The organism is Metabacillus idriensis (assembly GCF_009674765.1).
Lineage (GTDB): Bacteria > Bacillota > Bacilli > Bacillales > Bacillaceae > Bacillus_P > Bacillus_P idriensis.
This window is the reverse complement of the sequence record NZ_WKKF01000001.1, coordinates 683,813-706,066: the sequence shown is the minus strand read 5'-3', so window position 1 is coordinate 706,066 and position 22,254 is coordinate 683,813. Positions and strand designations below refer to the sequence as shown.

23 protein-coding genes are annotated in these 22,254 nt (G+C 39.2%); 8 read left to right on the top strand and 15 right to left on the bottom strand.

The window, feature by feature from the left end:
* Positions 1 to 67 precede the first annotated feature (67 nt).
* Positions 68 to 1,300: an MFS transporter gene (locus tag GJU41_RS03495; protein WP_070876866.1), complete on the bottom strand. Its 1,233-nt coding sequence runs from the start codon at positions 1,298 to 1,300 to the stop codon at positions 68 to 70.
* A gap of 170 nt (positions 1,301 to 1,470) precedes the next feature.
* On the opposite strand from GJU41_RS03495, the gene GJU41_RS03490 reads away from it, so the two are divergent.
* Positions 1,471 to 1,641, top strand: a complete 171-nt coding sequence (locus GJU41_RS03490) for a YozQ family protein (protein WP_154318028.1) — start codon at positions 1,471 to 1,473, stop codon at positions 1,639 to 1,641.
* A gap of 42 nt (positions 1,642 to 1,683) precedes the next feature.
* Here GJU41_RS03490 and GJU41_RS03485 read toward each other — a convergent pair whose 3' ends face one another.
* Entirely contained in the window at positions 1,684 to 4,761 is a 3,078-nt protein-coding gene (locus GJU41_RS03485; protein ID WP_154318027.1) for a pullulanase, read from the bottom strand.
* 339 nt (positions 4,762 to 5,100) lie between these two features.
* On the bottom strand, positions 5,101 to 6,069 hold the full coding sequence (locus GJU41_RS03480) for a nuclease-related domain-containing protein (protein WP_154318026.1): 969 nt from the start codon (positions 6,067 to 6,069) through the stop codon (positions 5,101 to 5,103).
* Positions 6,070 to 6,498: 429 nt separating this feature from the next.
* On the opposite strand from GJU41_RS03480, the gene GJU41_RS03475 reads away from it, so the two are divergent.
* Together GJU41_RS03475 and GJU41_RS03470 are read left to right on the top strand one after the other, a co-directional pair.
* Positions 6,499 to 7,626, top strand: coding sequence for a YibE/F family protein (locus GJU41_RS03475; RefSeq protein ID WP_170292747.1), 1,128 nt, complete (start codon positions 6,499 to 6,501; stop codon positions 7,624 to 7,626).
* Positions 7,623 to 8,399, top strand: a complete 777-nt coding sequence (locus GJU41_RS03470) for a YibE/F family protein (RefSeq protein WP_070876869.1) — start codon at positions 7,623 to 7,625, stop codon at positions 8,397 to 8,399. Before GJU41_RS03475 ends, GJU41_RS03470 begins: the two co-directional genes overlap by 4 nt.
* Before the next feature lie 216 nt (positions 8,400 to 8,615).
* Here GJU41_RS03470 and GJU41_RS03465 read toward each other — a convergent pair whose 3' ends face one another.
* Entirely contained in the window at positions 8,616 to 8,771 is a 156-nt protein-coding gene (locus GJU41_RS03465) for a hypothetical protein (RefSeq protein ID WP_154318024.1), read from the bottom strand.
* Between the two features lie 389 nt (positions 8,772 to 9,160).
* Between GJU41_RS03465 and GJU41_RS03460 the strand changes: the two genes are divergently transcribed.
* Together GJU41_RS03460 and GJU41_RS03455 are read left to right on the top strand one after the other, a co-directional pair.
* Positions 9,161 to 9,784 (top strand): HNH endonuclease family protein, encoded by a 624-nt coding sequence (locus GJU41_RS03460; RefSeq protein ID WP_070876870.1) that lies wholly within the window; start codon positions 9,161 to 9,163, stop codon positions 9,782 to 9,784.
* An 84-nt stretch (positions 9,785 to 9,868) separates the two neighbouring features.
* Entirely contained in the window at positions 9,869 to 10,111 is a 243-nt protein-coding gene (locus GJU41_RS03455) for a hypothetical protein (RefSeq protein WP_070876871.1), read from the top strand.
* 72 nt (positions 10,112 to 10,183) lie between these two features.
* Here the strand turns inward: GJU41_RS03455 and GJU41_RS24860 are convergent, their stop codons facing one another.
* The 3 genes from GJU41_RS24860 to GJU41_RS03440 form a co-directional block, all read right to left on the bottom strand.
* Positions 10,184 to 11,518 (bottom strand): hypothetical protein, encoded by a 1,335-nt coding sequence (locus GJU41_RS24860; RefSeq protein WP_224771353.1) that lies wholly within the window; start codon positions 11,516 to 11,518, stop codon positions 10,184 to 10,186.
* 43 nt (positions 11,519 to 11,561) lie between these two features.
* Positions 11,562 to 12,449 (bottom strand): DUF3895 domain-containing protein, encoded by an 888-nt coding sequence (locus GJU41_RS03445; protein ID WP_154318023.1) that lies wholly within the window; start codon positions 12,447 to 12,449, stop codon positions 11,562 to 11,564.
* Positions 12,450 to 12,516: 67 nt separating this feature from the next.
* Entirely contained in the window at positions 12,517 to 13,071 is a 555-nt protein-coding gene (locus GJU41_RS03440) for a GNAT family N-acetyltransferase (protein WP_154318022.1), read from the bottom strand.
* A 104-nt stretch (positions 13,072 to 13,175) separates the two neighbouring features.
* On the opposite strand from GJU41_RS03440, the gene GJU41_RS03435 reads away from it, so the two are divergent.
* The gene (locus GJU41_RS03435; protein WP_154318021.1) at positions 13,176 to 13,718 is read left to right on the top strand and encodes a GNAT family N-acetyltransferase; all 543 of its coding nucleotides are present in this window, start codon (positions 13,176 to 13,178) and stop codon (positions 13,716 to 13,718) included.
* 319 nt (positions 13,719 to 14,037) lie between these two features.
* On the opposite strand, the gene GJU41_RS03430 is transcribed toward GJU41_RS03435, so the two are convergent.
* Together GJU41_RS03430 and GJU41_RS03425 are read right to left on the bottom strand one after the other, a co-directional pair.
* Complete coding sequence (locus GJU41_RS03430) at positions 14,038 to 14,361, bottom strand: ArsR/SmtB family transcription factor (RefSeq protein WP_170292708.1); 324 nt, start codon at positions 14,359 to 14,361, stop codon at positions 14,038 to 14,040.
* Positions 14,362 to 14,781 carry an SRPBCC family protein gene (locus GJU41_RS03425; RefSeq protein ID WP_154318020.1) on the bottom strand — a complete coding sequence of 140 codons (420 nt, stop codon included), beginning with the start codon at positions 14,779 to 14,781 and terminating at the stop codon, positions 14,362 to 14,364.
* Between the two features lie 169 nt (positions 14,782 to 14,950).
* Here GJU41_RS03425 and GJU41_RS03420 point away from each other — a divergent pair, with 169 nt between their 5' ends.
* On the top strand, positions 14,951 to 15,772 hold the full coding sequence (locus GJU41_RS03420) for an aminoglycoside adenylyltransferase domain-containing protein (protein WP_154318019.1): 822 nt from the start codon (positions 14,951 to 14,953) through the stop codon (positions 15,770 to 15,772).
* Positions 15,773 to 16,011: 239 nt separating this feature from the next.
* Here GJU41_RS03420 and GJU41_RS03415 read toward each other — a convergent pair whose 3' ends face one another.
* The 4 genes from GJU41_RS03415 to GJU41_RS03400 all read right to left on the bottom strand — a co-directional run bounded on the left by GJU41_RS03415 (position 16,012) and on the right by GJU41_RS03400 (position 18,768).
* Positions 16,012 to 16,476, bottom strand: a complete 465-nt coding sequence (locus tag GJU41_RS03415) for an SMI1/KNR4 family protein (RefSeq protein ID WP_154318018.1) — start codon at positions 16,474 to 16,476, stop codon at positions 16,012 to 16,014.
* A gap of 11 nt (positions 16,477 to 16,487) precedes the next feature.
* Entirely contained in the window at positions 16,488 to 17,303 is an 816-nt protein-coding gene (locus GJU41_RS03410; RefSeq protein WP_154318017.1) for an HNH endonuclease, read from the bottom strand.
* Between the two features lie 31 nt (positions 17,304 to 17,334).
* Positions 17,335 to 18,252, bottom strand: coding sequence for a ribonuclease YeeF family protein (locus tag GJU41_RS03405; protein ID WP_170292707.1), 918 nt, complete (start codon positions 18,250 to 18,252; stop codon positions 17,335 to 17,337).
* Positions 18,253 to 18,531: 279 nt separating this feature from the next.
* Positions 18,532 to 18,768: a methionyl-tRNA formyltransferase gene (locus GJU41_RS03400; protein WP_154318015.1), complete on the bottom strand. Its 237-nt coding sequence runs from the start codon at positions 18,766 to 18,768 to the stop codon at positions 18,532 to 18,534.
* A 168-nt stretch (positions 18,769 to 18,936) separates the two neighbouring features.
* On the opposite strand from GJU41_RS03400, the gene GJU41_RS03395 reads away from it, so the two are divergent.
* Positions 18,937 to 19,371, top strand: coding sequence for a very short patch repair endonuclease (locus GJU41_RS03395; RefSeq protein WP_154318014.1), 435 nt, complete (start codon positions 18,937 to 18,939; stop codon positions 19,369 to 19,371).
* Positions 19,372 to 19,401: 30 nt separating this feature from the next.
* Here the strand turns inward: GJU41_RS03395 and GJU41_RS03390 are convergent, their stop codons facing one another.
* A complete protein-coding gene (locus GJU41_RS03390) occupies positions 19,402 to 21,222 on the bottom strand; it encodes an AIPR family protein (protein WP_154318013.1) in 1,821 nt (606 codons plus the stop codon).
* Positions 21,223 to 21,224: 2 nt separating this feature from the next.
* Positions 21,225 to 22,253, bottom strand: coding sequence for a PD-(D/E)XK motif protein (locus GJU41_RS03385; protein ID WP_170292706.1), 1,029 nt, complete (start codon positions 22,251 to 22,253; stop codon positions 21,225 to 21,227).
* Position 22,254: the final 1 nt, after the last annotated feature.

Here is a 22,254-nt window from a genome sequence, read left to right as displayed (position 1 = left end):
GAACTCTATGAGGGTTCTTTCTTTTTTATTGAAAAGAAATAGCATCCGGCATTTAACCAGATGCATGTCAAAAGTAAACGATTTTCCTTTTTTCAGGCTTTGCTTTAAAATTTTTAATAACAAACCACAACAGGAGAATACCTGTAATCCCTGCTATTATAAAAGTCAGGTTCAAGTAATTTTTTATCACCGCAGTCATAATTGGCGGTCCTAAGGCGACACCGATGAACCTTGCAGAACTGTAAAATGAGGTAATCGTGCCCCGTTCTTCCTTCTCGATATTTTCTGTTACAATTGCATCTAAAGTTGGAAGCATGGCCCCAATCGCCATACCAATGATACTGGTAACAAAAAAAAGCCAAAAAAGATCATTTTTAAAGTAGCCTATAAATGGAACACTTAAAGATAAAATTAAAAGGCTGAAAATTGTGATGATTCTCATTATTTTCATATCACCCTTTATACATTTACCTGTTATAAATGCTGAAATGCATAAAACCATAAGGGGAATGGCTAACAAAAATCCTTTTTTGATTCCTTTTAGTAAATAGACTTTCTCAAGGTAATCTGATAAGAAGAATAATACAGCGAATAAAATAAGCATAACAAATGCTCCAAGGGCGAACAAAAGGTAGAGCCATTTTCCTTCTTGATGAAAGGTCTTTTTTGTTTTTGAAAGAAATTCTTTAATAGCAGCTGGTTTTTCTTTCCTTTTAGGAACCTTTATAAAAAAGAAAACAAGAAGAATGGAAATTAAGCTAAAAAAAGAAATGGAAAAAAACGGAACAAACCATAGTATGGAAGCGAATAATGATCCAATAATGGGACTGAGCACTTTTCCAAAAGTATTGGATGTTTCGACTACCCCTAGACATGAACTTGCCTTTTCATCATCATTTTTATACAAATCTCCTACTAAAGGCAGGATAATGGGTGAGGCGCCTGCAGCTCCTATCCCTTGTAGAATACGCCCCAAAATGATCATCATATATGGATCACTTAACTTCCAAGAAGCAAATCCCGCCACTAATCCGCCAATGAGTGCAATAAACAGACTGGGTAATATCACTGCTTTTCTTCCAATGCGATCAGATAAGTATCCTGCAAATGGGATAAGGATAATGGAAGCAATAGAATAACTGGTAATGACCATACTTGACTGAAAAGACGTAATACCAACCTCTTTTTCAAAAACCGGCAAAACTGGTATAAGCATTGAATTGCCAAGTGTCATAACGAGTGGAATAGAAGCCATACTTACTATGCACCACTTGCTTAGTTTGTTCTCCTCACTGACCATGGATGCACCTCAAATCTTTGACCTCCTGCTTGCTGGGATTAGATCAAACCTTTCTTAGTATTTTCCTCATTCTCTTAAGTATGTACAAACTGGCTAATTTATTGATCTGAATGGATTACTGACACAAGAGCATTCTATATATAAATACACATAAAGAATGAGGTGTCTGAATGGTGAAAAAGAAATCCGCACAATCAACGGAAATGGCAGGAAAGCAATTTGATGTTTCTTATTATGAAGGTGAAACACAAATGGAAAAAGGATTGGCCGAAACTCATGAGCAAGTCAGTGATGATTATTACGAGGGAACAATAGACCAGCAAGTGCAAGGCGATAAATAAAATAAAAAGGCCAAATGGCTGTCCATTTGGTCCTTTATTATGTTATATTAATGCTTTTTTTCTTCTAACCATTGTGTAAAATCCAGTTCCAGCTGCCAAGCTCACCAAGCCGATCAGAAGCATGGTATATAGGTTCGTTGCTGTTGAAGGCAGTAAGTTTCCATTTGAATTATTTGACAGCTGATTTTTAGAAGGTGCAGATGCTGCCTCTTGATCAGCAGGTTTTTCTGAATCAGCAGTAGTACTTGGCTCAGCCGGGTTATCTGAATTTACAGGAGTGTCACCCGGTTCTTCAGGCTTAGCCGGAGGAACTGGAGTTTCCTGTTCTTTTTCAGGTTTATTAGGACCCGTTTTTTTATCGCTTACTTTTACCACAACCGTTGTTAAAGGTTCGATTGTGATGGAATCTTTTTTCAGCTTAAAGCCTGATTGCTTCTTAACTTTTGTAGCGCCAGCTTCGTCGTTGTCGACTACGACGAAGCCTTTTCTTAAGTCTTCAGAAAGAGTAAGCTTTCTTGCTTTTGTATCCGCATTGACGAACACAGAGTAGCTTTCTTTTCCATTTGAAGATACGTTTTTGTAGCCGATGACTAAATCTGAATCGTTCATTTCAGGAGCATCAATCATCGTAACATTTGAGTCAACTAACTCCTTGCTTCCTAGTCGGAACGCATCTGAAGATTTTCTAAGTTCGATCAGACCAGCCGTATATTCGCGTGTCGTGTTGTTGATTGGGAATGTGCTCGCATCTGTCGCCTTTTCCCAGTCAAATTTGTTGATCGCATCTGATGAATCATAGGAATCGTGAATGAAGTAGCCAAACACTTTTCCAGCTTCATCTTGTAGGGCATGGAATTTCTGTTCAGGAAGCCCCTCTCCAAACCATTGCTTTGTTCTTCCGTACTCCTGTCCAGCATGGAGGAAGGCAGTTCCCTGTGAAGTCAGAATCATGGAGTTTCCTAAACGGATTCTGTCATGAATTTCTTCGTTGTTGGCAGGAATGGCTGGATCTTTCTTAATCGATTGAGCGATGACATCATATAATGGAAGATTGTCATGCGCTTCAATATACTGAACCATATCACCAGGATCATCTGCAGCAGTATTGGTAGGCTGCCCTTTAATATTTTTCAAAATAAGGTCAAGACTTCTTGCTCCGCCAGTCAGGAATCGCGGTTCCCCTTCTGATCCGAAACCGGATTTCAGTTCATTGCGGATTTCATCTGAGAAAACTCCGACATCATTTGTTTTGTTCATCCAATCTTGATCGGCACCTTTACCTGCAAGTGCCGGATCTGAAAGATGGCCGCCAAACGTTCTCCAGCCTTCGCCGATGAATAAGGCATTTTCATTTACTTCTGCAGCGGCGTTGTATGCATTCTGGATGGAATCGTACGTCGCATCACCCATCATATCAAAACGCATGCCGTCAATTTTGTATTCTTCAAACCAATATTTAACCGAATCAACCATCAGCTTTTCAGCCATAACGTGGTTTGTTGCAAGGTTGTTTCCAAATCCGCCGATAAAGTTTCCATTAGCATCCTGGAAAGCATAATAGTTCGGGACAATATCATTCAGCATGCTTGCTTTTGCCATATGGGTATATACAACATCAAGCACAACACCCATGCCTGAATCATGCACCGCGTCAATGAGTCCCTTTAATTCTTTGATTCTGAGCTCCGGATCTTTCGGATTCATGGAATAAGCTCCGTCCGGTGAAAAATAACTGTGTGGATCATAGCCCCAGTTATATTCGTTGTTTGCAGCTGAATACTCAAGCTCGCGCTCTCTCATATTCGTTTCATCGCCGTAATACCAAGCCATTACCGGCAGTAATTGAACGTGAGTCACACCTAGTGATTTGATGTATTCGAGCTTATCTTTAAACGCGTCATACGTACCCCATTCTGATGTTAAATCCCCTTCAATGGAAGGATCAGAAGTGAAATCTCTGACATGGATTTCCCAAATAACCGCATCTTCTCTTTTTTCATAACCGTCAATCTTCGCAAAATCAAGTCCTGCTGGATCGGTTCCTGCAAGATCAACAATAGCTGCTTTTCCCACTATATCACCATCAGGTCCTGCTTCACCTTTTGTATTTACAGTGAAAGGAGCCATTGATTTGGCATAAGGGTCGAGCACTTTCTTCGTCTCGCCGCCATTCGTTACTTCGTATTGATAGAAGTATCCTTTTAAATCAGAGATTCCAAGATTCTCAGGCTTCGCTTCGACTGACCAGACTCCCTTTTCTCCCATGGCTAAGTCAAGCTTGCCAATTTCTTTTGCTGAGTCGTTTTTATCATAAAATACCGCTGTTACTTTGCTTGCTTTTGGCGCCCATAATTTCAGCACAGCTTTACCAGATTGATAGACAGCACCAAGATCATCGCCATCATACGCATAAAGCTCATCAATCATTCTCCAGCCTTTAGTTGCGGCAACGAATTTACCAGCGTATGTAACCGTGTAAGAATCATTCGTCAGTTCTGCAGAAGTACTGACTTCTACTGTTGAGCCAGACGTAATTTTCACACTTTCAACCGGAATGTCTGTGCCGTTTTCATCCTGTACTTTGATGGCTGCCAGTAATTCTTCTTCCGTCAAACCTTCTGTTCGTGTCAGTCCAAGCAGAAGCTTTTGTTTTGAAACGATTTCTGCACTGACAATGCCAATTGGATTTTCCCATTCAGATGATGTGTAAACGGTGTCATCCGCATTTTTAATCCAGAGGTGATTGTAATCCTCAAGCATCGTGAACACTTTGTCCCCGCCTGTTTTCTCGCCAGTCACGCGATTGACAACAAGGAATCCGAGTTTCTTCGCGCCTTCTTTTACTTTCACATCGATGTAGCGGCCATGCTCATCAGTTTGCTCCTCCGTAAAGGGCACAGCATCCTTTGGCCATTCCTTCGGTGCTTCCGCTACGTCTTCCCATAACCATAATCCAAGATCATTATAATTTTTATCGTCCTTCACATAGTGAATTCTGACCGTGTTCTCAGGCAGATCCGGGTCTTTTTCTGCTGCGTTTGCTTTCGGCAAATACAGAGATGGAACAATCAATGAAACCATTAAAATCAAAACTAGTGCACGTTTCAAAATCCTTTGCATTCGTCAACCTCCATTATGATTTATTAGCTTGTACTCATTGAAACTTTGAAACTGGTAAGAGTGTGTATACGTGGCTGGGTGTTGCGCAGATGTGCAAACGATTTCATAAAGCGTTTACATTTATAATTAAAAGGAAAAATATGCTTGGTGTCAACAATAATTTTGAAAATTCTACAAATGATGCAGGAGGCTGCGCATCAAAACGGGCCTCCTGCAGGTACTCAAATTAATTCGCGGGGTTCTGAAATTAATTCATGGGGTTTGCAATTTATTTGGAGGGGTTTTAAAAATAATTCGCGGGGTTTCTAAATGAATTGGAGTTAAATGTGAACTTCCCCCCTACCTATATTGCTCAAGCAGCGAGCTCAATTGATACTTTCTCCCCTTCGTTTCACCTGAATGTTCAAATGATCGCAGCAGATTATAAGCAGAAGATTTCGATGGCAGCTGCAAAAATTCACGTGCCTGCTTATTTGTAATCTCACGTGAAACCAAGAGAGCATAATCAATCAGCGAATGAAGATACACACTTCGCGAGGAAAAACGGCAATGTTGACAACTCCAAGAGGAAAACGTTCTATCCATGGGAAGCAACTGGCAGTTCGGGCAATAAACACCTTGAATAAGATCCTTAGCATTCAGATTGAATTTGGGTAAGATATTCCTAATGGATAGTGTGTGCTTTTTTAAAAGAACCCTGGACAATTTATTCCATTCTTTATCTGACAGGATCTCATTTGGATGACTGGACTCCAGTTTTTTTATTAATGAAGGAAGATTTGCACCATGAATAATACTGGTTTTCTTCAGGGAAGATGGGGCTTTAATAATACTCGAGGGATTGCTGATGACAACAAGGCTTTTAAACGGAGGGCATGTAATATGATTTTGTTTCAGGAATTGCTGCAGCAAAGTTTCCTGCCGATCAACTTGCAGCCGAGGATCTGAAAAGCCCGTTTCAACACCATTCAAAGTGCGAATAAGCTGACTGAAATGATCGTCAAAATAAAGAGTTCCGAGAATATTTTTCGTTTCGATTAGAATAAGGAGGCTTTTTGAAACAAGCAGAGAATCAATTTGGAAAATATGAGGGCCAATCTCCAGTCGTAAACCGTGGTAAATGTAATACTTTTTTTGATCAATCAAGGCAAGGTGATAATCGACAGACTTTTCACCATTATAGCCTGCCTTGCTTTTTGCCAATTCCTCTAGAATGTAAGGACGCTTCGGATGATTTTCGGGGATTCTCCTTAGCAGAGCTTCATATTGAAGAATGATGATGGGGATTTTCCGTTCTTTTTTTATCATATCTAGCTCCTTTCGGGATGATTATAGCATTCTTCATTTGTGATGAGAATAAAGAATTTAAGAAAGGTGCCTTTTCTCCAACAAATAACGCAGGAGGCTGCGCGCCAAAACAATCCTCTTGCTTGTAATCAAATTAATTAGCAGGGTTTTGAAATTAATTCACCGGGTTTGCCATTTAATTGGAGGGGTTTTGAAATTAATTCATGGGGTTTCTAAATTAAATGGAGTTAAATGTGAACTTCCCCTACATGAACATCTACCTGACTAAAGTGCCTGATCACCATTGCGTTACAGCGTTAGCGAACTTGGGGGGCAGGCACTTTTTATTATTTTTTACAACTGCCCACCCAGAGATGTTCTTGACGCAATAAATCCTGTCCTGTTATTCTAAGTCCATTGTTCAGATTCATACATACTTGCTGGAGGTTTATTTTGAAACACACAGGAAATATATCAGGTAACAATAAAAGGGTTTTACTGGCCATATTATTTGTTTGCTTTGCAGCATCTTTTATATTTGTTCATCACAACTACTCCTTTTATGAACGTCCTATAGCAGAAGTAGTCAACACAAAACAGACAGATGCATCTAACATGGTGGATATGCACAACAACCATGATCGCCTCTTTAGGCAGGAGATCACAGCCAGGTTGAAAAATGGAGAAGACAAAGGAAAGCTGATCCATTTAACCAATGAATATTCATCATCCGGAGGTTTTGATCAAGAGTATCATGTTGGAAATGAATTGTTTGTGTTAATTGATTCGAAAACAGATGAAGCTTTAACCGGTACGATTAAGGATGTAAAACGTGATAAATACCTTTTGATTGCAGCATGGCTTTTCATCTTTACCTTATTGATAGTCGGAAAAAAACAAGGACTTTTTTCTGTGATCAGTCTGGCAGTCAATGGCATCATCTTATCGTACGCATTAGACGTTTACCTGAATACAACTGGCATTGATTTATTATTGATCTGCAGCATTAGCGCCATTTTATTTACGGTTATTTCTTTGATTCTCGTTAACGGGTTTAATGGAAAAACGTTTGCAGCTATTATTGCCACGCTTTTAGGAACGTTTATTTCTTTGTCCATCGCCATGTTTGTCATAAAGGCAACTGCTGGAAACGGTCTTCGATATGAAGAGATGCAATTTCTGACTCGTCCCCCTAAAGTCGTTTTTATGGCAGGAGTTCTTGTTGGATCTTTAGGAGCGGTAATGGATGTAGCCATTACAATGTCTTCCTCTATTTATGGACTGTATGAAAAGAATAACAACATACCTATAAAAGCATTGAAAGCTTCAGGTATGGAAATTGGAAAAGATATTATGGGCCCGATGACGAATATCTTGTTTTTCGCCTATATAAGCGGATCCATTCCCATGCTGCTTTTATATTTTAAAAATGCTTCTCCATTGGGATTCACTCTTTCCATGAATCTTTCTTTGGAATTGGCCCGGGCTTTGGCTGGCGGGATCGGAATTGTATTGACAATCCCAATCGGCCTGTATACCTCTATTTTTTTCATTAAAAGAAAGAGGGCAAAAGCATGAATGTATTAGTCTGCCTCGCATCCATTTTATTACTATTAATGATTCTGATTGGCGGAAGAAAAGGAGCAAGGTCATTTATTGCTTTATTTCTAAATTTCGGCGTTCTCTTTTTCACGATTCTCTTTATGGCAGATCCAAATCTTGATCCGATTCTTTTAACCTTGGCAGCATGCGGAGTGATTAGTTGTATTAATTTATTTTTCATTAATGAAGTGAACAAAAAAACGACCACCGCCTTCATTTCAACCATTATTACACTAGCCATCTTGTTCATGATTATTGTCATGTTGACAGATCACACAATGATTCAGGGATTTGGCGAAGAGGAATCCGAAGAACTAAGCATGTTCTCCCGGTATATTGGGGTGGATTTTATTAGAATAGGAGCTTCCGTGATTATCATGAGCACGATCGGGGCCATTACTGACATTGCTATTTCCATAACATCCCCGATGCACGAAATTGTCAAACATAACCCGTCCATAAGCAGGAAAGACTTATACGCATCAGGGATAGAGATCGGAAGAGACATTCTTGGGACAAACACAAATACATTGTTTTTTGCCTTCTTTGGCAGCTACTTGGGACTGCTGATCTGGTTTAAAGAATTATCTTACTCCCTCGGAGATATCGTAAATTCAAAAGTATTCAGCGCTGAAATAATCACGATCCTTTGTGCCGGAATAGGTGTAGCCATCATCATTCCAATTGCCTCCTGGATCGCCGCAGCCTTTTTCATCATGAAAAAAGAATCAGCGGAACAAGATAAATAAAGTGCAGGATCAAGTGAATATGATATTAGGGGCTGTTCAGAAACTCGGTTTTACCTGAATTTCTGGACAGCCCTTATTGCTGTCATCCACTTCATGTCCATTCAAAAAATAATCCCCAGCCCCGAAAGAAAGGTGCCTGACCCCCATTGCGTTATAGCGTTAAGAATTGGGGGTCAGGCACCTATTATTGTCTTGAACGATATACTGTCTCTTCTCTTAAGCTGCTTTTCGATTTATGCCCAAGAGCAAAGAGAACAGCCCGCCCCGCCATGATGACCTCAATTTATTTGTATGGATCTGGCCAATTTCTTCCACAACGATTTCTTTTACAAGCGAATATCTTTGCATCAATTTCAGCAGAAATAACTCCAATCCAACACCTCCTTCTAAGTACTCATTTTCTGATTATATTTACAATTGAAAAATTCAGGTATGGAAATGCTGCATACAGAGAACTTTTGATACAACATCCTCATTTTTAGAAAAATTGCTTATTACTTATTACCCTGCTTACTCAAGGAGTTTTATTGTTTCTCTTTCTTATGTACTTAAATTGAACGAATTTATCCGCCTAAATGTTAAGGGATTTACAAATGATTAACTTGTAAAAAAATCTATTATTATACTATCATTTCAAATAGAGATATAAATTTCCATTTAACTATGAAACTACAGTCCAGTGGCTGCATCGCGTTTGTTGTTAACCTCTCACCTATCAAGTGAGAGATTGATATAAAAATTACATACAGGAGGCATTTAAAATGCTTAAAAAAACGATGTTGTTTGTTTTTGCACTGTTTCTCTCGTTCACATTATTCTTGCCGGACGCCTATGCACTGCCACCCGGAACTCCGTCAAAGTCCACGGCGCAATCACAGCTGAACGCCTTGACCGTGAAGACAGAGGGCTCCATGACCGGCTACTCCCGTGACAAATTTCCCCATTGGATCAGTCAAGGAAACGGCTGTGACACCCGCCAGGTGGTGCTTCAGCGTGATGCCGACTACTACAGCGGCAGCTGCCCTGTGACGTCCGGCAAGTGGTACAGCTACTACGACGGTGTTACGCTGTACAATCCGTCGGACCTTGACATCGATCATGTCGTCGCTCTTGCTGAGGCGTGGCGTTCTGGCGCAAGCAGCTGGACAACGGACAAACGTGAGGACTTTGCCAACGACTTAAGCGGCACGCAGCTGATTGCGGTAAGTGCCAGCACCAATCGTTCCAAAGGTGACCAGGATCCGTCTACGTGGCAGCCGCCCCGTTCCGGCGCAGCCTGCGGATACTCAAAGTGGTGGATCAGTACGAAGTACAAATGGGGTTTAAGCCTGCAGTCTTCAGAGAAGACCGCACTTCAGAGCATGCTCAATAGTTGCTCTTATTGATTGTATAGCTGTACGAACGAACGATACACAGTTGATCGTTCGTTCGTACAGCACCATTACCTACAAAATAATGGAGGTGTTTTTATGGAAAAGAAATCAACTACTTTTACAGCAACCCACGGTGTCATGACCTCTGAAGTTGGCGTAATCAGCGGTGACCTTGAGCTTGTCACAACGTGCGGGGATGACGGCGATCTAACTCTCGCCATTACATATGTTGGGGCTGAGGAGTGGTATTCCCTTCCTGGTGAGAAATACCGGTTGTATGACTTGCGTGATCACGGGGTCATTCACGAGATGCTTGTTAGGGTACTTGAGCGCCCTTAAGGCATTAAAAAAAGGTGCCTGACCCCCGTTGCGTTGCAGCGTTAGCGAACTAGGGGTCAGGCACTTTTTCTATCAAAAAATAATCCCCAGCCCCGCAAACGCCAAATCCTCACACTCTACCTTCTGAACATAACTGTCTTTTTCAAACCTATGTGTATATCGGCTCAGTTTGACCATACCCACATCGTTCTTGGTGTAAAAGACAACAGTCGGTCTTTCATTTTCATAGAAGAAAACCGGTCTGAGTGAAGGCGGGATCGTTTTAAATTCATTCCATTCCCCAAGTGTATACAAATAGTCTACGACACTGTTTGCCACTTTGTATTCATCCTCATCTATAGGCAATATATCGCCCGCACTCCAATAGCACCCGTGCCACAGCGCGCCGAACTCCCCGATTTCATGATAGGCAATCGCTGCCTGCAAGTAGGATAGCGGCGAATAATCCCCGTCCACTGCCTGCATAACTTGATCAAAAGCAAAATCAGGTTTCGGATGCTCAAAACTTTGCTCATCTGAATACATACATTCTTCCGGCGGCGGCAGTTCCCGGTCATGCGGAATGGCGTAAACCGCAGCATTCCCATTTCCTCCAGCTGTATATTGATAGGCTCTCAGCTTATACCCTTTTCGAATCTTCAGCTGTGAAAAACTTTGAATCACACGGTCAGGATTATCTTTTGAAACCGTCCATCCTTCATTTTCATCGTAATACGTGGTAAATGGCCCAAGATAAAGATTAGGACGAGTGGCCGCAGCCGTAAATTCAATGATCTCAGATAGTTCTTGGGGTTTAACCTCCTGCACGTACAATTGTCTGAGCTCTTCTATCATTGAATGCTTTTTAGATGTTAAATGAGGACATACATGATAATAATCGCCATTTTGATTCTTTTTACCAAACGAAGGAATGCCTGCTCGATTGATTCGCTCCATCCAACTGCTTTTCAGTTCTTTTAAAAAGGTGTATGTACTTTTACTGTTTACTCCCCACCCGATGCAAATCCAAGGATTCTTTTTCAGCTCAATCAGCGGAACTTCCATATCAGAAGGCAGAACTATCCCTCTTCCGCCAAAATATTCAATTTGAGCAATGGCTTCACTGTCCTTCGTGTTCTGCAGCGTAAACAAATTATACAAATGGATTCTTCCATTTAAAGGCTCAAGCTGATAAAAAGCTTCAACCAATTTCACCACTTGTTTCATTGTGGGATCCAGGGAAACCTGAGCGAAAACACTTTCCCCATCGCGCAAATCCTTTACAGCCTCATGACTGGCACTCCCAGGATTCAGCAGCAAAAAACTGCCGATTGATTTTTCGCTCTCACCCCATTGAAGATAAGCAGACTGGCGGAATAGGTGATTCTTCTTTTTCAGAAACGTTCCGAATGCTTTTGGCTGGTACATGAATTTGTCACCCCTAATAGCAAAAATTAAGATGGTTAAACCTCTACTTCACTGAATACCACCGATCCTCAAATGTCTTACTGTCTAACTGACAGACTCCTTGAGCCACAAGCTGATCCATCACCATCGCCACATAAACAAACGACTTCGGTTTTCCGGAGTCATAATATCCTTTAAACGGATGACTGTACTGACTGATCTCTTCACAGATTTCGAGCACACTTATCGTTCCTGTATTTTCTAATAAGCGAATAATCTCTCGGTGAATCTCTTCCCCAAGTGGAGAATTTACTTTAGGAATCACTGTTAACTTCTTTGGAGCTGCTCTTGTTATCGCAGAAACTGCTGAAGACTGATGCCGTCCCGCTTTCTCCTTCAAAATCATTCGATAAACTCTATTAATCTGCCTGTCTAACAAAGGCAGATCGAGATCAAGAAGATCCTGCACCTCTTCAGGAAGATCGATATCCATCGCTTTCGCTTCTGATAGAACCTTTTGATCCCAGCCATTCATCACTTTATAGAGAATTTCATCCAGTTCAAAATCAATCTGCGTAAACCCTTTGATGATTTCCTTCACAACAGATGCCGGAATCCCGGTATGAAATTCAAAATGATCTTTTCCAAATTTCTTAATCTCGCCTGTCTCTGTATTCTTCACAATATACTGATACCTCAGTGGCATCCCGCACTCACAGCGAAACGGACGATTCCCTAGACCGCCATCAAGCAGCTCAATAAACTCCCAGTCGTTAATTTCCCGGTCAAGCTCCTGCTCCGAACCACTGTAAGTCCCTTTGCTTTTCACCAGCTCATTTGAAAAAAGAGTCCGTTTTCCGCGCTTTAACCTCTCAAGCAAATACACCCGCTGCTCTTCTGTTAACTCTTCAAGAATCTCAGCCCGTTCCTCCGCTTCAAAATAAAAATCCATGGATGCCACCTCCACTACGTACTATTCGTCCTTATCCAAAGTTTTCCTTGTTAAGTTTCTATAAATTTTACAAATGAAATAGCAGGCGCAAATCATCTGTATTCCTTTTCCAAATCATATGGTCATACCCTTCTCCCCAATAATTCTGAAGTAAATAGTCAGGTTCACCAAACTTTTTCTTCCAGACTTTCTGTGCACTCGAATAACCGCTATCAAGGCAAAACTCGCTGATCCCTCTTTTCTGCAAGGTAAGGAGCATGACATTCAAAAGCAGAGTCCCTATCCCTCGTCTTTGATACTCAGGATGAACAAAAACAGTCCCTATCTCGCTCAATCCGCTTAACGCTCCATCTGTACAGCTGACAATCAGCTCACTCACAGGGCCATATTCAATCGAACCGACAATCTCTTTTCCATCCAAACCGATCAAAAAATACCGATTCTCCCCGTTGCTTTCCAAATCAGTCTTTAAGTATTGTTTCTTGCATTCTATTTCATCTTTCATATCACCAACCATTTCCGATATTCCTTCTTTTTCAAACGTATCCCTAATGACTTTACTGAAAAACCGATTCAGCTCATCCATATCTTCCATTCTTGGTCTTCTAATTTCAATTTTCATGTCACTCACTCCCTGACCTTTTAAACAATTCCACCCACCCAATTCCACCTTCTACCTTGTTTATCCTTTATCTTTCGCTACAATTAAGAGAGGGAGATGATTCGATGTTAAAAAATGAAACCATACATATAAGACCTTTCACAATGGAGGACGCAGAAGCAAGACTTCAGCTGCAGCTCAAAAACCGCGAGTTCTTTGAACAATTCTCCATGATCCGCACACCTGACTTTTACACCCTGGAAACACAGCGCACCATGATCCAAGAATACGAACAAAAAAGCAAAGAAGACACCGAATATCAATTCGGTATCTTCCTAAATGAGGACAATCGCTTACTCGGCACCATCAGCCTCTTCCAAGTCATGCGCAGTTCTCTGCAAAACGCGATTCTCGGCTATTTCCTGGACCAAGCCCATAACGGAAAAGGCTACACAACCCAAGCAGTCAAATTACTTGTTCAATACGCCTTTGAAGAACTCAAACTTCACCGCATCGAAGCAGGTGTCATGCCGCACAACATTGGCTCTATTCGTGTACTCGAAAAAGCAGGATTTCATAAAGAAGGACTAGCGAGAAAGAATGTGAAGATCAATGGGAAGTGGGAGGATCATGAGGTATTGGCGATTTTGAATCCGGATGATGAATGAAAGGTGCCTATTCTCGGCGTCAACATAACGCAGGAGGGTGTGCTCCAAAACAAGCCTCCTGAAAATATTCACATTAATTCGCAGGGTTTTGTCATTAATTCATGGGGTTTGCAATTTTATTGGAGGGGTTTTGAAAATAATTCGCGGGGTTTCTAAATGAATTGGAGTTAAATGTGAACTTTCCCACTCATGGGAGGGATCATGGCGATTTTGAACCCAAATGATGAATGAAGAGAGACTGACAAAAAAGCCCGAAGCATCTATTAAGAAAAAGAGGTTCGTTCAAAGGAAGAAATCCCTTTGAACGAACCTCTTTTTCTTACTTATTGTCTTCAACTAAATGCTTCAGCATCGACAACTTATTCTCCCAGAACTTCTCATAATAAGAGAGCCACTGCTTCACTTCAGTTAACGGTTCGGGGTGCAGCCGGTAGATCTTTTCACGACCTTCTTTTCTGCCGGATATTAGTTCAGCTTCCGTCAATATCTGAAGGTGTTTTGTCACAGCTGTTCGGCTCATATCGAAGTGTTCAGCGATTTCTGTTATCGGCCGTTCATTTTCTGCGAGCAGCCTCAATACTTCACGTCTTGTTGGATCAGCGATTGCTTTAAAGACATCGTATTTTTCTGCCGGTGCCGCCACTTAGCCCTCAACTGCCTTTTTTAGTCTTTCATTAACAATACCAACCCATCCGCCATTCATGCGGTCGCGAATAACCGAACTCTTTTCATTCGCTTTTCCAATCACATCATCGTCTTCTTTCCAGCCGCTATGAATCAAGGTGAACTCTGTCTGATCTCCTTTTTCTTCTAACAGAAACGTTACCACCCAGCCATCGTTATCCCATGCAAAGGAAAGCGTGTGCGGCTCATCAATCACCAACACTTTACACGGTGAAGGACCAAATGGAGACTGAATATGAAACTCGTATCCTTCCTCAGCTTTAAAGTCATTTGGCATGAACCAAACTGACATGCCTTCCGCTGTTGATACAGAATTCCACACTTTTTGGATCGGTGCATTGAAGATCGCGGTTTGTTTAATATCCGGTAATGTTGCCATAAACGTTCATCTCCTACCATTCTTATATAACCAATTGGTTGTACGTTTAGAATATAACACCTTTTAGTTGTATGTCAATACGTAAAGAGGTGCTTATCCTGCTAGTGGAGAATATTTACAAAGGCAGAATGTGTTATTGGAAGAAAGAAATGAAACGAGGGTAACAACGATGTCACAACCCAAATTAACGAATGAACGAAACCATATACCAAAAGATGTGAAGGAAGTAGTTGACGCTTACTTGAAGATGTTAGAGGCAAGACTGCCAAACGTGCTGGAATCTTTCTATCTGTCTGGATCCGTTTCATTAGGTGCTTATCAAGAGGGAGTAAGCGACTTGGACTTTTATGGAGTTGTAAAAGAAAAGCTGACAGAAACTGATGTTGAAGTCTTAAAACAGGTTCATCAAGAAATGAAAAAACAATTTTCAACGCCGAGTTTAGATGGCATGTATGTGACGCGAGAAGATTTAGAAGGACGAAACACAAGGGAGTCCTCATGTCCTTATTTTAATGAAGGCAAACTCCAGATGTACCGGCCTTTCCGACGAAACTGGATTGATGCTTATCAACTAAAGACGTACGGCATCACAATAAAAGGACTTCCAATCAAAACGTATAACTTACCCGCAGATTGGAAGCACTTGAAAACGAACTTGGTTGAAAACATCAATGGTTATTGGCTTAACTGGGTGAAGGATTGTGAACGTCTCACATCACTCCAATTTCCGGGCCTATATGTAAGCGGCAGCATGATCGAGTGGGGAGTACTTGGTGTGACAAGGCTTTTTTACTCCATTAGAGAAGAAGATATCACATCAAAAGTGGGGGCTGGTGAATATGCGCTGCGAACGGTTCCTGAGGAGTATCACCAAATCATCACAGAAGCGTTACGCATTCGGAATGGGAATAAGTTCTCTCTATATAGTTCGATGATTAAGAGAAGAAATGATGCTTTGAAGTATATGAAGTTTGTTATTAATGAGTGTTAGCAGGGTTTTGTCATTAATTCATGGGGTTTGAAATTTTATTGGAGAGGTTTTGAAAATAATTGGCGGGGTTTCTAAATGAATTGGAGTTAAATGTGAACTTTCCCACTGCATGAACCACTACCCATATTGCTCAAGCAGCGAGCTGCAAAAAAAGGTGCCTGATCCCTGTTGCTTTAACTGGGAGTCCGGCACCTTTTCTCTGTGGTTTCTATCAATAAATATGGAATAATGATTAATGATTAATCTTCCTCTACAAAAGCTTGTAATGAATTGATAAGTTCTGTAAAACCCGAGCACACATAAGTTAAAGCTCCATTAGGATCTTCATAAGCTTCTTCATGGTCCCAAAAAACAATGACAGGTTCATATTTTTGTTCTCTAAAATCAAAACAAAACATATTGCCACCTGGATCATTAGCAAATGGAATCACATTATCTACAAGTCTATCTTTAATATTTTCATAGGTTCTTAAAATATCGACAGGCCTGTTATCATCCCCAAAACTTAATAAGTAATTAAGTGTCTCTCTAAATGAGTTAATGATAACTACATCCTTATCTAATGGTGAACAGCCATTATGCTCCTTAATAAAGTCTCTATAGTCTAGAGGAAAATTAATAGACAATATTTCTTCGACAAAAGTGATTTCTTGCTCTGAAGCTTTTTTAAAAGTTTTTCTTTTATGCCAATCTATTTTTTGCATGTCATTTCTCCTTACTCAGAGTCTTTACCCCATATTTTTTGTCCACCAGTATGTCCAGTTTTTGAATGGATCTCACTATCTACCAGTTCCATTCTTCCTGGATTTTGATGATGATGCCATGTATACTTCTCAGGGGTCTTACCTGCTTTTAAATCAATTAGGTCATCTTCATCTAATTTAAGTTCTTTAATTAAATGAGGATTATTAGTTACTTGATTATATAGTTGCTTATTTAGAATTTTAAATTGAGGTGTTCGATCTTTCATAAAGTCTTTCTTATCTAAGTATAAAGTATATTTCACTTCAAAAATAGGAAATCCGTCTTTATCATATGGCACTTTTGTTATTGGATGAACATCATTTTTCAAATGCCCCATCCTAAGATTAATGGTTTTAATATTGCCATGATCATCTTTAAAAGAAAATGCAGCAGCTTTTGTAATCAATTGATTTTTGAGATTATTCGAATCAACCACATTATAAGGAACTCCCTCAAATCCACCAGCAAAACTATATTTAGGTGTAAAATTACTAGAATTATTTACTGCATTTAACTTATTCGCAGCAACGTCTCCCACATTCTTTAAAGTCTTTTTCCCAGCGGCAAAACCAACTTTGCCTACATTATCGGCACCTTTTGTGCCAACGAGAGAAGTACCAACTGTGGCAATCGCATAAGTGACCCATCTGGCTCTAGTATAATCGTTTCCGTTAACCATATCACGTTCATAGGAACTTGCGATGGCTGAGCTTATTTGAGCGTATGTTTCATCGTAATTGATAACAGCAGCTCCCATATCATAGAGAACCTGTTCAGGAGGCGTCATTAGAACATTCCATAATCCTGTAGCGGTGTCCTTAGTGAATTCCCATAAACCCCGCTCCAACACCTTTTAGAATTTCTCCCTGCTGTTTATTTGCTTTTATCAGACCGACTATCTCCTTCTGTTCAGCCGTCAAATTCTCTTCTCCAAGATCCTCCGCTATCTTCAAATACTCATCTAAAGATAAATTAGGAGTCTCCAGCTCTTTCTGCAGCTTCTCGATCTTCCTTTTTTCAGCTTGTTCCTTTTTAAAAGAAAGATAGGATTTTGCCTGATGCTGGACGCTGTCTTTCATTTTATAAGCTGCGCTATTATAGTAAGCTTTTGCATCAAAACAGATTGGAGATGTCTCTCCGCCTCGACGGGTTGCATGGTTCAATGCTTCGAATCTGTTTCTTATGTGCTCTTGAATTGTCTCTGATTGCTGATATTCATAGGTCAATTTTTCATTAAGTTCATTCACTTTGTCAATCGTTTCCTTTCGTTCCTTTTCTGCCTTGTCTATGTAGGAATCGAATGTGTCAGTTTGAAAAGACTGAAGGGTGACGAGGTCATCAATGCTGCGCAAAATGTTGTCTAAGTCCTGTTTCTGGTCAGACACCAAGTCCTTCGATCTCCTGTATCCCTTTAATAAATCACTTTCCAAAAAATCCATGTCCACATATGTATGTCCTGATAACTTAAACTCCTCAGCCTCAGCTGCGACTCCACGCAAAAATGCAATCTGCATGTCAATGAACGTAAGCCATTCATCCACGAGTGCTGATTGTTCCTGGTAAAAGCTTTTGATCGCTTCAGCTCCTTCTCCTTGAAACTCATTGCCAGAACTTGAGATTCCCTGGAACGTCTTTTTTAAAACCAGAAGTTGTTCTCTTAAATCTTTATATTGATTTGCACGGTTTTCCATCGCAGAAATCAGAGTATCAGCTTCATAGACTGCATTCAGAAACAACCGCCCCTCTCTTCTCATATATTTCCATTTCGATCTTAGCACGAGGAAATATGATTTAGAATGAATCAAATTTCATAGATATTTCAATATAGAGAGTTTTAATAGTATGAATTTCACCCAACCAACTTCATAGCTTTTCTTTTTCAATTCTTTTATGTAGTCTTCCTTCGATAATATTGTTGTGTTGAATGATTTTCCTGTACGTTCGATTACTTCTGGAATACGGTGTCGGACTAGTTTGTTATAGGTTGGCATAAACTCACCTTATTCATTTTTCGATTATAAATCGAACTCTCTTTTTAATACATCTATTAACAATTCAGCTGCTTCTTTATCGATTTGAAAAGATTGACTTATCTTCCCTTTCATCTCCCTGTCATTAGAACCATATGTATCAATTTGAAAGTATTTTTTATCATTCACTTTAAAATTAGTGTAAGTCCAATCAACTTCTTTATGAATATTATTGCGAGATTTAATTAATTTTTCTGCAGAATTAGCTTTAATTAATGCCATAGTATTTTCCCCTTAAAATTCTCTATATTTTTTAAACTCTATTAATAATAACAAATTAACTAAATAATAAAACCAATAAATTACATTTAAGGTATACATAAATCAGAGTGTATTCGTTAGTTATGAATTTGGGTATATTTATTACTAGTAACTCTAGGATGTGATAATATGCCTGAAAGAATAACAGCAGAACAGCGTTCTAAAAATATGAAAGCAATAAAATCTCAATCTAAGCTGGAAAATAAAGTTACACAAGCTCTCTGGCACAGAGGCATAAGATTCAGGAAAAATGCAAAATTATTTGGCAAGCCAGATATCTCTATAAAAAAATACAAAGTTGTTGTTTTTATCGACTCTTGTTTTTGGCACAGCTGCCCTATACATGGAAACATGCCAAAATCCAATTATGAATATTGGTCAAAAAAGTTGAAGAGAAATACAGAACGGGATATTGAGGTAAATAAATATTATAAAGCGAATGACTGGAATATTCTTAGAGTTTGGGAACATGATTTAAAAAAAAATTTTGATGCTACTGTAAAAAGCATTGAGGATTTTATATTAAATGCTGCTAAAATCGATAAGAAAACCCTTCGTTCATAATGAAAGCGAACGAAGGGTTTTCTATTATGATTATATTAATGCATTAAGCTCTTTTGAACAGCTTTCTTTATACTGAATCCAGCAGGCCTCTTGTTTAGCCCACTGAGTAACATTTCTTTCTCCAGCAGAGTCTTTAAGATAATATAGTGTTTTGTCCGCAATTGTTCTTATTACATCATCCCACTTATCAGACAAAGATTGCTCTTCCCAGACTGAAACTAAATCAATTTTCTCACTGTATAAATGGCTTAACATTGATGTAGTATAGTAAATTACATTTGCTTTATAACCCTTTAATTTCATCTCATCAATAATTTCTGTTACTCGTTTGTTAATTATTGTTTTCGCAATAAGCTTTTGATAGACAGAAAGAGTCATTTTAGCTTGTGTGTTATTTTCAGTCTTCCAGAAACTCTTATTAAACTCCATAAATTTATTAAAAGCTTCTTCCCCGCCCTTACTTGATACATGAGGAAAACCTTCCCAAGACATAAAGTGTTTTGCTATGTCTACTTTTGCCAGCACTTTGTCTTTTGGATACTGCTTTTTGAAGTCGGTTTGTTCTTTTCCCCGTTTTCTGCGGTTAATGTCCACCATATATTGTCCTCTTGCACGTTCAAAGTACCATTTGCTTTCAGGCTTACGGCCATCATAAACTGGAATCCAGATATTACGTGAAAATTTCTCCAGTTCGGACATAAATCTTGTATTGGCAAGAAGATCTGATTTATTAATTTTGTTTTGAGTGTTGGCATATTCTGAGATTTTAGATACCATTTCATCTTCCAGTAAATGCTGATCTGCCGTGCGGTTTTCATTGACTTGAAGGATCGTTAACTTAGCCTGAACGTAGACATCTTTAAGATCAATTCCATCTTTATAGGCTTGATGAATAGAAGCTGTTGTCTGGCCCCCGTTAACAATTTGCCATCCATTTAATCCTCTGAATTTAAATACATTTAAACCATCTTGAATTCTTTCAAACGTCCCGCCTTTTGCCACTGTAGATATACCATTATTGTAAGCAACAAACATTTTGCGCTGAATAGGGTTTTTCAGAGTATCTCTTATTCCTTTGTTCGTTCCGCCTCTTGCCTGTAAAAAAGATCTTACATTGCGTTCAACCAATTTTGGTCCCCAAGCTTCATAGGCTTTCGCTAAAAGCTCTGCTGAAATATAACCCACATAACAATCGAAGTTCTTTGTTCCTCCTTGAATCGGATCAGGAACAAACATCATTTCAAATGTTTCTCCTAAATCATTTTCAAAATCGATATAATCTGACTGAATTCCCTGTTCAGAAGTTATCAGCTGCTGAACTCTGTCAATATCCCAAACCTGAATGTTTACAGATTGAACACCAGGAATCGACAATTCAATAGGTTTATTGGCAGTATAATACATATTCGTAACAATAAAGATATTAACTTCTTCTATTGGAGCTGTTTTCTCTGAGATCATTTTTGCCAAATCATATGATTCTAATGAACGATCAATTGTGTTAGTCAGAGATTTCGCATTAGTTATAAAACGTTTAGCTTTATTTCCTATATCCGTTAAAGATGCTCTATTTATAGTAAGAAATTCTTCTTCATTTTGTTCAAAATTATAATCTGTTACAAACAGATCTAAAGTATCCGTATCTTCATTATATGAATAACCATTTACAGCAATATTTTTTGCTGTATCAGTAAATGGGGGAACTAAGATTTCTGGTTCGTCATCTCTATCCATAAATTTGAGCATCTTTTCAAGGAATGGAATTTGGTAACTCCCAGTTTTACTGGCTCTTTCCTCAATTTCTTCTATAAACTCTCTTAAAAATTCACTTCTTTGTCTGTTTTCTATCATTACTACCCATCCACTCTAAAATATTTATCTACTTCATCTTTGTCTATTTCAAATTCTATACAATGAGACAAATCTACATTATAACTGACGTTTGAAATTCCCACGGGCAGATCTTCTTTTATAATGCGCGGAAAGCCTTCTCCAGCCTCATAAACTTCTGTTTTTTCCACAAAAAAGAAGGAATCCGCATATTCATCTTCTCTGAATCCAATATCCGTTAAGAAATCATTATATATTAATGCTATTCTATCTGATCTGTGTGCAATTTTCTCTCGAACTTCTGATGCTAAATCCTGAAGCGTTCTTCCATGAGTTTTACTTTGCTCTAAAAAGCAGACGTATATATATAGCACAGAAGTTGATTCACTGATTTTTAATTGATTCTCACTTGAAATCTTTATAGATTTATTTATCTTATCCAAAACGGTTTTTATTTCAAGTCCGCACTTAGAGTTTTTAAAATCAATGCGTCCTTTAGTAGGACCTTCCCATTGCTCTATTACCAGCGGAGGCTGTCCTGGATTTTTATCAAGCCAATCATTAATGAACCAAAGTTCTCCAAATAATCCTCTTTGCTGTTCATCAGAAAGACGCTTATATCCTCCTCGCTGGAAAAAGGTTCTCCATCTGTCCAAAACCTTAAAGACAGATGAAAACAATGATTGGTCTTCTTTATTTTCTCTAATTAAGTGGTCTACTAAGTTCTGAAGCACTACTTCGAAAATTTCGGTTCCCTTATCGTCTTCTTGCTTTAATACTAGGAAATAGTGTTTTTTCAAGAGAAAAAGTTTTTCAAAGTATTCAATCTCAATAGAAATACCCCGCCATTTGGGAAGAGAATTAACTTGATCAGCTTCCCAAGTTTCCTCGCCAAGATCGATATAGAGCTGTCTGCTTAAGTTTGCTGAATCCATCCCTGCAAAGATAAATGGTTTCTCAGCTGTTAATACTTTAAGTTTGTAGATCTCACTTTGCTCTTTTTCATTAAGTTCCATTGTCATCTGTTCAAATTCATTTTTTAGGTTTACCACA

What these genes read in the sequence shown, in the direction of transcription:
- GJU41_RS03490 (WP_154318028.1), top strand. Translation starts at nt 1,471, where the DNA reads ATGGTGAAAAAGAAATCCGCACAATCAACGGAAATGGCAGGAAAGCAA.
- GJU41_RS03425 (WP_154318020.1), bottom strand. Translation starts at nt 14,781, where the DNA reads ATGGCAACATTACCGGATATTAAACAAACCGCGATCTTCAATGCACCG.
- GJU41_RS03395 (WP_154318014.1), top strand. Translation starts at nt 18,937, where the DNA reads ATGCCTGAAAGAATAACAGCAGAACAGCGTTCTAAAAATATGAAAGCA.
- GJU41_RS03440 (WP_154318022.1), bottom strand. Translation starts at nt 13,071, where the DNA reads ATGAAAATTGAAATTAGAAGACCAAGAATGGAAGATATGGATGAGCTG.
- GJU41_RS03455 (WP_070876871.1), top strand. Translation starts at nt 9,869, where the DNA reads ATGGAAAAGAAATCAACTACTTTTACAGCAACCCACGGTGTCATGACC.
- GJU41_RS03435 (WP_154318021.1), top strand. Translation starts at nt 13,176, where the DNA reads ATGTTAAAAAATGAAACCATACATATAAGACCTTTCACAATGGAGGAC.
- GJU41_RS03495 (WP_070876866.1), bottom strand. Translation starts at nt 1,300, where the DNA reads ATGGTCAGTGAGGAGAACAAACTAAGCAAGTGGTGCATAGTAAGTATG.
- GJU41_RS03410 (WP_154318017.1), bottom strand. Translation starts at nt 17,303, where the DNA reads ATGACGCCTCCTGAACAGGTTCTCTATGATATGGGAGCTGCTGTTATC.
- GJU41_RS03415 (WP_154318018.1), bottom strand. Translation starts at nt 16,476, where the DNA reads ATGCAAAAAATAGATTGGCATAAAAGAAAAACTTTTAAAAAAGCTTCA.
- GJU41_RS24860 (WP_224771353.1), bottom strand. Translation starts at nt 11,518, where the DNA reads ATGTACCAGCCAAAAGCATTCGGAACGTTTCTGAAAAAGAAGAATCAC.
- GJU41_RS03460 (WP_070876870.1), top strand. Translation starts at nt 9,161, where the DNA reads ATGCTTAAAAAAACGATGTTGTTTGTTTTTGCACTGTTTCTCTCGTTC.
- GJU41_RS03390 (WP_154318013.1), bottom strand. Translation starts at nt 21,222, where the DNA reads ATGATAGAAAACAGACAAAGAAGTGAATTTTTAAGAGAGTTTATAGAA.
- GJU41_RS03485 (WP_154318027.1), bottom strand. Translation starts at nt 4,761, where the DNA reads ATGCAAAGGATTTTGAAACGTGCACTAGTTTTGATTTTAATGGTTTCA.
- GJU41_RS03470 (WP_070876869.1), top strand. Translation starts at nt 7,623, where the DNA reads ATGAATGTATTAGTCTGCCTCGCATCCATTTTATTACTATTAATGATT.
- GJU41_RS03445 (WP_154318023.1), bottom strand. Translation starts at nt 12,449, where the DNA reads ATGGATTTTTATTTTGAAGCGGAGGAACGGGCTGAGATTCTTGAAGAG.
- GJU41_RS03480 (WP_154318026.1), bottom strand. Translation starts at nt 6,069, where the DNA reads ATGATAAAAAAAGAACGGAAAATCCCCATCATCATTCTTCAATATGAA.
- GJU41_RS03420 (WP_154318019.1), top strand. Translation starts at nt 14,951, where the DNA reads ATGTCACAACCCAAATTAACGAATGAACGAAACCATATACCAAAAGAT.
- GJU41_RS03400 (WP_154318015.1), bottom strand. Translation starts at nt 18,768, where the DNA reads ATGGCATTAATTAAAGCTAATTCTGCAGAAAAATTAATTAAATCTCGC.